The organism is Streptomyces alkaliphilus, from assembly GCF_014141535.1.
Classification (GTDB): Bacteria; Actinomycetota; Actinomycetes; order Streptomycetales; family Streptomycetaceae; genus Streptomyces; species Streptomyces alkaliphilus.
Map to the genome: position 1 here is coordinate 1 of NZ_VKHT01000071.1, position 10736 is coordinate 10736.

Below are 10736 nucleotides of genomic sequence, written 5' to 3' on the forward strand. Positions count from 1 at the left end.
TTTGATGGGGTAAGGCTCCCTGTAGACGACGGGGTTGATAGGCCGGAGATGGAAGCCCTGTGAGGGGTGGAGTTGACCGGTACTAATAAGCCGAGGGCTTGTCCTCAGGTGCTCGCGTCCACTGTGTTGGTTCTGAAACCACAACCCGCCACCGGCCCATGGTGGTTGGTGGGTCCGGTTGATGTGTGTGTTTCACAGTGTTTCGGTGGTCATGGCGAAGGGGAAACGCCCGGTTACATTCCGAACCCGGAAGCTAAGCCTTTCCGCGCCGATGGTACTGCATGGGGGACCGTGTGGGAGAGTAGGTCGCCGCCGAACAAATGCCCCAATAGCTCAGTCGGCAGAGCGTCTCCATGGTAAGGAGAAGGTCAACGGTTCGATTCCGTTTTGGGGCTCTCGAGGAGAAGGCCCCCGCCTCAGGCGGGGGCCTTTTCGCGTTGTTCGGATGGTCACGTGATGAGTTTCGGAGGGGGAGAACCCGGACTCCGGGAGCGGGGCGTCGAGGACTCCTCCTCGACGCCCCGGGCTTCCCGTGGTGTCCCGGGGGTGGGCTCAATCCTCCGGGACCCGCAGGGTGAGGATCGCCATGTCGTCGGAAGGGGAGTCGGCGGCGAAGCGCTCGACCGCACGCAGGACCCGGGCCGCCACGGCACCGGCCGTCAGACCGGTGCAGCCGCCCAGGACTTCGGCGAGGCCGTCGTCCCCCAGCATCCGGGAACCCTCCCGGCGCTCGGTGACCCCGTCGGTCACGCACAGCAGGACATCACCCCGTTCGAGGAGGAACTCCTCCTCGAACAACTCCAGATCCTCGATGACCCCCAGGAGGGGCTGCGGCTCGGTGGCCGCCGTCACATGGCCGTTCTGCTTCAGTCGCAGCGGCAGCGGATGGCCGGCGCACACCATCTTCAGCAGTGCGCCGCCCTCCGGGCGTGGCCACAGCTCGCCGTAGAGAAGGGTGAGGAAGCGGGCCCGGCTCCCCTCCTCCAGGATCGCCGTGTTGAGCCGCTCGAGCACCGCCGGCCCCCCGAGACCCTCGCGCGCGAGCAGGCGCAGCGCGTGCCGGGCGAGGCCCGTCACGGCCGCGGCCTCCGGCCCGGTGCCGCAGACATCGCCGATGGCGAAGCCGAAGGCGCCCTCCCGGATGGGGAAGAGGTCGTAGAAGTCGCCACCGACCTCGTTGCCCTCGCCGGCGGCACGGTAGATGACCTCCACCTCGACGCCGTCGATGTCGGGCAGCTCCGGCGGCAGCAGACTGCGCTGGAGGGACTGACTGATGGTCGTGCGCTCCCGGTACAGCCGTGCGTTGTCCAGGGCGAGGGCGGCCCGGCGGGAGAGGTCCTCGGCCAGCTCCAGGGTCTCCTGGCGGAACCGCTCGTCGGTCTGGCGGCCGAGCACCAGCAGACCGATGACCCGGTTGCGGGCCAACAGCGGGAAGACCACGGTCTCCCCGCCGACGGCCGCGGCGGTGGCCACCAGGGGCACTTCTCCGCCGGGCTGCCGGAGACCCCCCAGGGCCAGCCGACGCAGTGAGGAGCGCAGCGCGGTGTTGTGCGCGGCGTCGGCGGGGGCGTTCCAGGGGCGCACGCCGAGCCGGACGTCCGGGTCCGGCGGCGGCACCCGCTCCAGTAGCGACTTGATGCCGTCGATGCGTTCCTCGTCCTCGTGGAGGACGTAGGAGAGCACGGGATCGGCGTCGGCCTCCGGCATCGTGTAGACGGCGCACCAGTTCGCCAGGTTGGGCACGGTCATCTGTGCCATCAGCGCCAGCGTCTGGTCCGGGTCCAGGGTGCCCGCCAGCAGCTCGGACGCCTCCACCAGGAAGGAGAGCGAGCCCCGACGGAGCCGTTCCAGCTCGGTGAGGCGGGCCGACTCGACCGCCAGGGCGATCCGGTCGGCGGCGAACTGCAGGCGCAGCGCCTCCTCGTTCCCGTAGCGACCCGGCGTCTCGGAGGCGACGCCGAGCGAACCGGTCAGCCGTCCCTCGACCTTCAGCGGCACGGTGACCACCGAGTGCATGCCGGTGCCGGAGAGGAGCGGCACGGCGCCGGGGACGGCCGCCAGGTCCTCGTGGACGGCGGGCATCCGGGCCGAGCCGTAGCGGCCGCTGGCGGTCTCCACGGGGACCCGGGCGAACCGCTGGCGCGCGGAGGGAAGACCGGTGGAGGCGCGGACCTCGAGTTCGGTCTCGTCGTCGGTGGCCAGCAGCAGGTAGGCCGCGTCGCCGTCCAGCATGTCCCGGGCGCGTTCGACGGTGCGTTGCAGCAGTCCGTCGAGGTCGTCGGGGGCGGGGGAGCCGAGCAGGCCCTCCAGCGGGTCCCCACCGGAGCCCTCGCCGTGGTCCCCGTGGACCACCGGGCCGCGCAGCGGGCTCTGCAGCACCGCGCGCTCCCGCTCGCGCACCAGCAGGCAAACCGTGGAGGGTTCGCCGCTCGCGTCGCGGATGCGCAGGTGGCAGGCGTAGACGGGGACGGTGCGGCCGTCGGCCGCCCGCAGGCCGTAGCTGCCCTCCCAGCGGGAGAGCCGAAGCGCCTCGGCGATGCCGGTGCCGGTGCCCGGGGTGTGCGGCCAGGCCGCGAGGTCGGTGAGGGGTTTCCCGATCACCTGGTCGGTGGTGTAGGCGAAGAGTGCCTCGGCGTCCTCGTTCCACGAGGTGATGGTGTCGCTGCGATCCACCTGCACCACGGCCACCCGTACCCGGCTGTCGCTGACGGGCAGCTGGTCGTCGGGCAGTACCGGGCCGGCGGACCGGGTGCCGACCGGTTGCGCGCGTTCCTCGAGTCGGAACCACACGCGCTTGTCGGAGGAGGTGTACTCCACGCCCCAGCCGGCGGAGAGGACGGCGCAGAGCATCAGACCCCGGCCGCCCTCGCTGTCCGGATCGGGGGTGCCCCGCCGGGTGGGTACGAACGGAAGTTCCCTTTCCGGGTGGCGGTCGACGACCTCCACCCGGACACCGGACTCGTCGCGCAGGCAGAGCACGTCGGCGCTGGTGCCGGCGTGGATCACGGCGTTGGTGACCAGCTCGCTGGTGAGGACCACGGCGTCGTCGATCAGCTCCGCCAGACCCCAACCCTGCAGGGTGTCCCGCACGAAACCCCGCGCCGTGGCGACGGAACGCCCGACCGGCTCGAAGGTGGCCGCAGCTCGCGCGGTGATCACGTCACTCCCCCAATGGCTGTCTCGGTCCCGGCGGCCCACACGGGCGGCCGGATGCCAGGTTACTGACGTCCACCGGCACCCCGGGCGGCACATCCACCGAATTCCCCCGGACCGGGAGGCCCCGGGTGTGCGATGCTGCCGAACTGTTATCGCCCCGTCGGTGTGGAGTGAAACACTGGAGGGAGTCCGGGGACCGGCCGGACGACGAGCATCGCCGACCCTGTGGGAGGGACACAGTGGTGTCTGACGGAGCACACGCACGCGTTGGGACACGCGTGCGCAGGGGGAAGCCGCGAGCGGGCGCGACGGTGGAGGTCGATGCCGTCGCCCTGAACCGGCTCCTCTCGGCTCTGGTCTCGATGCGGGACGGCAACTTCCGTCGTCGGCTGACCGTCTCGGGGGAGGGCCCCATGGCGGAGCTGGCGGCGGTCTACAACGACGTCGCGGACCGCAACCTGCACCTCACCGGACAGCTGGCCCGGGTGCGCCGGGTGGTGGGCCGCGAGGGCAAGCTGGTCGAGCGGATGGAGGCGGGGCCCTGCGAAGGGGCGTGGACCAAGGCCATCGACGACGCCAACGACCTCGTGGAGGACCTGGTGCGTCCGGTCTCCGAGGTGGGCCGGGTGCTCAGCGCCGTCGCCGAGGGTGACCTCACGCAGCGGATGGACCTGCGGGCCGGCGCGGTCGGTGGGGGCCGGGCGCTGCGCGGGGAGTTCCTGCGGGTGGGTCGGACGGTGAACGGCCTGGTGGACCAGCTGTCCACCTTCACCGACGAGATCACCAGCCTCGCGAGTGAGGTCGGTACCCGCGGCAAGCTCGGCGGCCAGGCGGACGACCGGGGTCTGTCGGGCAGTTGGAAGGACCTGACCGACTCGGTCAACACGATGGCGCACCGGTTGACCGCACAGGTGCGCAACATCGCCCACGTGACGACGGCGGTGGCCAACGGCGACCTGTCGCAGAAGGTCACCGTGCACGTCGAGGGCGAGATGCTGGAGCTGAAGAACACCGTCAACCGGATGGTGGACCAGCTCTCCTCGTTCCAGTCCGAGGTCACCCGGGTCGCCCGCGAGGTCGGCACCGAGGGCCAGCTGGGCGGTCAGGCGAAGGTGGAGGGGGTCGGTGGGGTCTGGAAGGACCTGACCGACTCGGTCAACACGATGGCGAGCAACCTGACCGCGCAGGTCCGGGAGATCGCCCAGGTGACGACGGCGGTCGCGCACGGTGACCTCTCCCAGCAGATCACCGTCACCGCCCGCGGCGAGGTCGCCCAGCTGGCGGAGACCATCAACGCGATGACCGAGACGCTGCGCACCTTCGCGGACGAGGTCACCCGGGCCGCCAGTGAGGTCGGGACCGAGGGGCGGCTGGGTGGCCAGGCCCGGGTCCAGGGCGTCTCCGGCACGTGGAAGGACCTCACCGACTCCGTCAACAACGCCTTCCGCAACCTCACCGGTCAGGTGCGCAACATCGCGCAGGTGACGACGGCGGTGGCGAACGGTGATCTGACCCAGAAGGTCACGGTGGACGTGGCCGGGGAGATGTTGGAGCTGAAGAACACCGTCAACCGGATGGTGGACCAGCTCTCCTCGTTCGCCGAGCAGGTGACCCGGGTGGCCCGCGAGGTGGGCATCGAGGGTCGGCTGGGCGGTCAGGCCGAGGTGCAGGACGTCTCGGGTACCTGGAAGCAGCTCACCGACTCGGTGAACTTCATGGCCCTGAACCTGACCGACCAGGTGCGCGGTATCGCGCAGGTGACGACGGCCGTGGCGCGGGGTGACCTGTCGCAGAAGATCACGGTGCCGGCGCGCGGTGAGATCCTGGAGCTGAAGAGCACCATCAACACGATGGTCGACCAGCTGTCGGCCTTCGCGGATCAGGTCACCGGCGTGGCCCGCGAGGTGGGCACCGAGGGTCGTCTCGGTGGTCAGGCGCAGGTGCCGGGCGTGGCCGGGGTCTGGCGGGAGCTGACCGACTCCGTCAACGGCATGGCGAACAACCTGACCGACCAGGTGCGGAACATCGCGCAGGTGGCCACGGCCGTGGCGCGGGGTGACCTGTCGCAGAAGATCACGGTGGAGGCCCGGGGCGAGATCCTGGAGCTGAAGGAAGTCCTCAACACGATGGTGGACCAGTTGTCCTCCTTCGCCGAGCAGGTCACGCGGGTGGCCCGTGAGGTGGGGACGGAGGGGCAACTGGGCGGTCAGGCCGAGGTGCGCGGGGTCTCCGGCACCTGGAAGGACCTCACCGAGTCGGTGAACAACATGGCGAACAACCTGACCCTCCAGGTCCGGAACATCGCCGAGGTCACCACGGCGGTCGCGCGCGGCGACCTGTCCAAGAAGATCACCGTCCCGGCTCGGGGCGAGATCCTCGAACTGGTCACCACCGTCAACACGATGGTGGACCAGTTGTCCTCCTTCGCCGAGCAGGTCACGCGGGTGGCCCGTGAGGTGGGGACGGAGGGCCGACTGGGCGGTCAGGCCGAGGTGCGCGGGGTCTCCGGCACCTGGAAGGACCTCACCGACAACGTCAACCTGATGGCCCGCAACCTCACCGGGCAGGTTCGCAACATCTCGACGGTGGCCACCGCGGTCGCCAACGGTGACCTGACCAAGCAGGTGACGGTCGAGGCCAGCGGCGAGGTCGCCCAGCTGGCGGACGCGGTCAACACCATGGTGACCACCCTGTCGTCCTTCGCGGACGAGGTAACCCGTGTCGCCCGGGAGGTGGGCACCGAGGGGATGCTCGGCGGTCAGGCCCGCCTGCCCGGCGTCTCCGGGATGTGGCGCGACCTGACCGAGTCCGTGAACAACATGGCCAGCAACCTGACCGGTCAGGTGCGGAACATCGCGATGGTGACCACGGCCATCGCCCGCGGTGACCTGACGAAGAAGATCGACATCGAGGCCCGCGGGGAGATCCTGGAGCTGAAGACCACCATCAACACGATGGTCGACCAGCTCTCCTCCTTCGCGGATCAGGTCACCAGGGTGGCGCGCGAGGTGGGCACCGAGGGACAGCTCGGTGGCCAGGCCCGGGTGCGTGATGTCGCGGGTACCTGGAAGGAGCTCACCGACTCGGTGAACGAGATGGCGGGCAACCTCACCCGCCAGGTGCGCAGCATCGCCCGGGTGGCGACCGCCGTGACCAGGGGCGACCACACGGTCCGGGTGGAGGCGGAGGCCGCCGGGGAGATCCTGGAGCTCCAGGACACGATCAACACGATGATCGGCAACCTGCGCGAGACCACGATGACCAACAAGGAGCAGGACTGGCTCAAGGGCAACCTCGCCCGGATCTCCAATCTCATGCAGGGCCGCCGCGAGCTGAACGACGTGGCCGAGCTCATCATGAGCGAGCTGGCCCCGGCGGTCTCCGCCCCGCACGGCGCGTTCTACCTGGCGGCCCCGTCCTCCGGGAAGTCCGAGGTGGTCGCCGGCCCCGGTGAGGACGGGAACTACGAGCTGCGGCTGTTGAGCGCCTACGGCTACGCGGCGGACACCATGCCGACCTCCTTCAAGCCGGGGGAGGCGCTGATCGGCACCGCCGCCCGCCAGCGGCGCATGATCTCCGCCGGGCGCACCCCCGAGGGTTACCTGAAGATCTCCTCCGGACTGGGGGAGTCGCAGCCGGCGCACGTGGTGGTGATCCCGGTCCTCTTCGAGGACACGGTGCTCGGCGTGGTCGAGTTGGCGTCGTTCCAGGAGTTCACACCCATCCAGCTCGACTTCCTGTCCCAGATGGCGGAGATGATCGCCACCAGCGTCAACACCATCTCGGTCAACACCCGTACCGAGATGCTGTTGCGCCAGTCGCAGAAGTTGGCCGACGAGCTGAAGGACCGTTCGGCGGAGTTGGAGCGCCAGCAGCAGGCGCTGCAGGCGTCCAACGAGCAGCTCAAGGACAAGGCGGACCAGCTCGCGGAGACCAACCGCGACATCGAGGTGAAGAACTCGGCGATCGAGCAGGCGCGTCAGGTGCTCGAGGAGCGCGCGGAGCAGTTGGCGCTCTCCATGCGCTACAAGTCGGAGTTCCTGGCGAACATGTCGCACGAGCTGCGCACGCCGCTGAACTCCCTGCTGATCCTCGCCAAGCTGCTCGCCGACAACGCCGAGGGCAATCTCAACGGCAAGCAGGTGGAGTTCGCCGAGACCATCCACAACGCCGGTTCGGACCTGCTCCAGTTGATCAACGACATCCTGGACCTGTCGAAGGTCGAGGCGGGCAAGATGGACGTCAGTCCCACCCGGATCGCCCTGGTGCAGTTGGTGGACTACATCGAGGCGTCGGTCCGACCCCTGACGGCGGAGAAGAACCTGGAGTTCTCGGTGCGGGTCTCCCCGGAGCTGCCCGCCACCCTGCACACCGACGAGCAGCGGTTGCTGCAGGTGCTGCGCAATCTGTTGGGCAACGCCGTGAAGTTCACCGAGCACGGCTCGGTGGAACTGGTGATCCGACCCGCCGGGCGGGACGTGCCGCCGGAGATCCGGGAGCAGGTGGCGCGCAGCGGCGCGCTGGCCACGCCGGACGCGCCGATGGTGGCCTTCGCGGTCACCGACACCGGCATCGGTATCGCACCGAGCAAGATGCGGGTCATCTTCGAGGCGTTCAAGCAGGCGGACGGGACCACCAGCCGCAAGTACGGCGGCACCGGCCTGGGGCTGTCCATCAGCCGGGAGATCGCCCGTCTGCTGGGCGGCGAGATCCACGCGGCGAGCGAACCGGGCCGTGGCTCCACCTTCACGCTCTACCTGCCGCTCCAGCCCACCCGGCTGCCCCCGCCCGGATACGGGGAGACGGTCGGCGGGACGCTGGTGGCAGAGCCGGGAACCACCGGAGCCATTCCGGCCCTCCCCGCCGGCACCGGGCAGGTCGAGGAGCCCGCCGGGTCGGAGAACGGATCCGCCGGGGGGAGCGCGGAGGGGGAGAGCCCCGCCCCGCCGGCCCCGGCGCTCGAGCCGTCCGGCATCAGGGAGGCGGCCGGCTCGGCCGCCGAGCGGGCCGCGGAGCAGCTCACGCTGCGGCGGCGCAGCCGGTTCGTCAACGGCAACGGCCGTGAGCGGGGGGAGGCCGGGAACGGCGGACCGACGGGCAGCGGTGTCGACGTGCGCCCCGGGGTCTCCCGATCGGCCGCGGACCGGGGTCCGACCTTCAAGGACCAGAAGGTGCTCATCGTCGACGACGACGTGCGCAACGTCTTCGCCCTGACCAGCGTCCTCGAGCAGCGCGGCCTGCGGGTCCTGTACGCGGAGAACGGGCGGGAGGGCATCGAGGTGCTGGAGGCCAACGAGGACGTGGTGCTCGTCCTGATGGACATCATGATGCCGGAGATGGACGGCTACGCCACGACCTCCGCGATCCGGCGGATGCCGCAGTTCTCCGGTCTGCCGATCATCGCGCTCACGGCCAAGGCGATGAGCGGTGACCGGGAGAAGAGCATCGAATCCGGTGCTTCCGACTACGTCACCAAGCCGGTGGACACCGACCACCTGCTGGAGTTGATGCGGCGGTGGATGAACGGTGAGGGCGGCCCGGCCGACGAGGCCGGCGCCTGACCCTCGGACCCGGCCGGACCGATCCCCATCCCCCGGTGGCTACCCGGGGCGTCGACGGGAACTCCCCTCGGCGCCCGGCCGTTCATCCCCGGGTGGGGCGCGCGCCGCCATCGGGTCGGTGACACCGCGGTGACCGGGTGTGTCCGGGGCGGGGAGTGCCGCTACCATGTGCGGCACGACAGCGGTGGCTCACCGGAGCCACCATCGGGGGCGGTACGGGCCAAACCGCCCGGGCGGAGGAGGACAGGCCATGGTTCAGAAGGCCAAAATCCTCCTGGTGGACGATCGGCCGGAGAATCTGCTGGCGCTGGAGGCCATCCTCTCGGCGCTCGATCAGACCCTGGTCCGGGCGTCCTCCGGGGAGGAGGCGCTCAAAGCGCTGCTCACGGACGACTTCGCCGTGATTTTGCTGGATGTCCAGATGCCCGGCATGGACGGCTTCGAGACGGCCGCCCACATCAAGCGCCGGGAGCGTACCCGGGACATCCCGATCATCTTCCTGACAGCCATCAACCACGGGCCGCACCACACCTTCCGGGGGTACGCGGCCGGGGCGGTGGACTACATCTCCAAGCCCTTCGACCCCTGGGTGCTCCGCGCCAAGGTCAACGTCTTCGTCGACCTGTACCAGAAGAACGTGCAGTTGGCCGAACAGGCCCGGCTGCTCGGTGAGGGCATGGACGAGGAGTTGGGCGACGCCGGGGCCTCCCGTCGTCTGCTGCCCGAACTGTCCGGTCTGCTGGCCTCCGTGGAGGAGCAGGCCGAGGCCGTGACGCGGGAGGTGGGGGAGAGCGGCAACCCGGCGGCCGCCTCCGGCATGGGGCGCCTGGAGCGACGGATCGCCGAGTTGCGGCGGGCCCTGGACGCACTGGACCCGGTGGCGTCCACCACTTCGGGCGTGCCGGAGTGAGACCGGGGCGGGTCGCCGACCCGCCCCCGTCCCCTTCTTCTCCCTTGGGGACGGGGGGTTTCGGCCGTGGCGGCCCCGTCCCGGCCGGCTCCACCGGCGCGCTCCTCGGGCGCACGTCCGACCTCCGTGCCCCCGGGGGCCGACACCGGTAACCTCGTCCCCATGGCCTCGGGTACGTCTCGCAACAGCTCTCGGAGCGCGCGCGCCGCAGGGCGCGCGGGCGGGACCTCCGCGAAGAAGGCCGCGTCCGCGAAGAAGGCCGCCGCCCGCCCGGCGCCCCGGTCCCGGGCGGCCGCGAAGAAGAAGCCGCCGGCGCGCAACCCCTTCTACCGCGTGCTGCGGGCGGTGTGGTTGGGCATCGCCCATTCCGTGGGCGCCATGTTCCGCGGGGTGGGGAACAGCACCCGTGGATTGGATCCCGCCCACCGCAAGGACGGCATGGCACTGTTGCTGATGGGCGCGGCTCTGGTGGTGGCGGCCGGTACCTGGTCCAACCCGGAGGGGTTGCTGGGGGAGTGGGTGACCCTGTTGGTCACCGGCGCCCTGGGCCGGTTGGACCTGATCTTCCCCCTGTTGTTGTTCTTCGTCGCGATTCGACTCATCCGGCATCCGGAGAAACCGGAGGCCAACGGGCGCATCGTGATCGGTCTGGGCGCCCTGGTGGTGGGGGTGCTGGGTCTGGTGCACCTGGCGGCGGGCGCTCCCGGTCGCGCGGACGGCGCGCAGGCGCTGCGCGACGCCGGCGGGTTGATCGGTTGGCTCGCCTCCCGGCCGCTGATCTTCCTGGTGGGCGAATCGCTCGCGGTGCCGCTGCTGGTGTTGGTCACCGTCTTCGGCCTGTTGGTCGTCACCGCCACCCCGGTCAACGCGATCCCGCGCCGGCTGCGGGAGGGCGCGGTCCGTCTGGGGGTGCTCGAACCGCGCGAGGGCGGCGAGCGGGTGCGGATGGACAAGCCCACCGACTCCTACGACGAGGTGGCCGCCGTCGAGGAGGCCGCCGAGCGGGTTCGGGGCACCGGGCGGCGCGGGCGCGGAGGAGTGCCCGCCGCACGCGGCGACGCCGACGGTTCGGCGTCCGGCGGCCGGGGGCGGGGCGGGCGTCGCAGGCG

General features: G+C 70.6%; 4 protein-coding genes, 1 tRNA gene and 2 rRNA genes. 6 read left to right on the top strand and 1 reads right to left on the bottom strand.

Annotated elements, in window-relative coordinates; all coding sequences use genetic code 11:
• The 3 genes from FNQ90_RS04460 to FNQ90_RS04470 form a co-directional block, all read left to right on the top strand.
• Positions 1 to 106: ribosomal RNA gene (locus FNQ90_RS04460) — 23S ribosomal RNA — on the top strand; the annotation flags it as partial.
• Positions 107 to 201: 95 nt separating this feature from the next.
• Positions 202 to 318, top strand: a 5S ribosomal RNA gene (rrf, locus tag FNQ90_RS04465).
• Positions 319 to 322: 4 nt separating this feature from the next.
• Positions 323 to 395, top strand: a tRNA-Thr gene (locus tag FNQ90_RS04470).
• Positions 396 to 552: 157 nt separating this feature from the next.
• Here the strand turns inward: FNQ90_RS04470 and FNQ90_RS04475 are convergent.
• Positions 553 to 3159, bottom strand: a complete 2607-nt coding sequence (locus tag FNQ90_RS04475; protein WP_323379773.1) for a SpoIIE family protein phosphatase — start codon at positions 3157 to 3159, stop codon at positions 553 to 555.
• A 359-nt stretch (positions 3160 to 3518) separates the two neighbouring features.
• Between FNQ90_RS04475 and FNQ90_RS04480 the strand changes: the two genes are divergently transcribed.
• The 3 genes from FNQ90_RS04480 to FNQ90_RS04490 all read left to right on the top strand — a co-directional run.
• Positions 3519 to 8717, top strand: coding sequence for a HAMP domain-containing protein (locus FNQ90_RS04480; RefSeq protein ID WP_267133015.1), 5199 nt, complete (start codon positions 3519 to 3521; stop codon positions 8715 to 8717).
• Between the two features lie 250 nt (positions 8718 to 8967).
• Entirely contained in the window at positions 8968 to 9627 is a 660-nt protein-coding gene (locus FNQ90_RS04485) for a response regulator (protein WP_182605068.1), read from the top strand.
• A 162-nt stretch (positions 9628 to 9789) separates the two neighbouring features.
• On the top strand, positions 9790 to 10736 hold a 947-nt coding region (locus FNQ90_RS04490; RefSeq protein WP_182605069.1), incomplete at its 3' end, for a DNA translocase FtsK 4TM domain-containing protein.